Raw genomic sequence first — 1447 nt, 5'->3', positions numbered from 1 at the left:
GGCCCTGATCGGCGGCGCCATGGCGGCCCTGGTCCAGCTGTCGGGCCTGGCCCCGCCAGCCCCGACCGGCCCGACCGCCTTCATCCTGGGCTTCCTGGCCGTGGCCACCACGGGCCTTGGCCTCGCCGCCGGCCTGATGCTGACCCACCGCCGGGCCGGCGAGCGCGACGTGCGCAACCTGTCGGAGCTGACCGCCCTCTCGACCCTGCTGGACGGCCTGCCCTTCCTGGCCTTCGTCGTCACCCTGCAGGGCCGCGTGCGCACCGTGCGCGGCGTCGCCCCCGAGGGCGCGGCGCTGGACCGGATCATGATCGACGGCCTTTCCCAGGCCGCCGTGCCGGGCGAGCGCGCCCGCGTCGACTTCGCCCTGGGCCAGGCCCTGCGCGAACGCGAGGCGGTCCTGACCTTCCCCGCCGCCGAGGCCCCGGAAAAGACCCTGTCCCTGACCCTGCGCCGCGTAGGCCCGGGCGTGCTGGTGGGGGTGATGCGCGACGTCACCGCCGAGACCCGCCACCTGCTGCAGCTGGACCAGGCCCGCAACGACGCCGAGCAGCTGGCCGCCGGCCGCGCCCGCTTCCTGGCCAATATGAGCCACGAGCTGCGCACGCCGCTGAACGCCATCATGGGCTTCTCCGACATCATGCGCGCGCGGATGTTCGGCCCCCTGACCGACCGTTACGGCGAATACGCCGAGCTGATCCATGAGAGCGGCCGCCACCTGCTGGACCTGATCAACGACGTGCTCGACATGTCGAAGATCGAGGCCGAGCGCTTCGAGCTGTCGCGCGGCGAGTTCGACGCCCGCGAGGCCGTCAACGCCGCCATGCGCCTGCTGCGCGTCCAGGCCGACAGCGTCGGGGTGCAGCTGCGCGGCGTGCTGCCGCCGGGCGAGCTCGATGTCGACGCCGACCGCCGGGCCCTGAAGCAGATCGTGCTGAACCTGGTTTCCAACGCCCTGAAGTTCACCCCGCGCGGCGGCCAGGTGACGGTCACGGCCGACGGCCACGACGGCATGCTGGAGATCGTCGTCGCCGACACCGGCGTCGGCATCAGCCCCGAGGACCTCGAGCGCCTGGGCCGTCCCTACGAGCAGGCCGGCGGCGTCGACCAGCGCGCCAAGGGCACCGGCCTTGGCCTGTCGCTGGTGCGGGCCTTCGCCCAGCTGCACGGCGGCGAGATGCACGTCGAAAGCCGCCTGGGGGCTGGCACCAGCGTATCGGTGCGCATGCCGATCCTGCTGGCCGCCCCGGTCGCTCCGCCCGTCCCGGAAAGCCCCACGGCCACCGCCGACGCCATGGAGCAACTGTTCGAGCCGCCCTCCGAGGGCCAGGCCGAAGAGCCCTTCCTGGGCGAAAACGTCATCCGCTTCGCCCCGCCGCGCTGATACCCTTCTCCCCTTGCGGGAGAAGGTGGCGGCCGAAGGCCGACGGATGAGGGGTCTCTCAGA

The 1447-nt window shown here is 72.9% G+C and carries 1 protein-coding gene; it reads left to right on the top strand.

Features of this window, described 5'->3' with window-relative positions; all coding sequences use genetic code 11:
• On the top strand, positions 1 to 1384 hold a 1384-nt coding region (locus DMC18_RS19485), incomplete at its 5' end, for a sensor histidine kinase KdpD (RefSeq protein ID WP_110133226.1).
• Positions 1385 to 1447: the final 63 nt, after the last annotated feature.

This window comes from Caulobacter sp. D5, assembly GCF_003185805.1.
In the GTDB taxonomy this organism is placed as follows: domain Bacteria; phylum Pseudomonadota; class Alphaproteobacteria; order Caulobacterales; family Caulobacteraceae; genus Caulobacter.
This window is presented reverse-complemented; position numbering and strand designations above follow the sequence as displayed.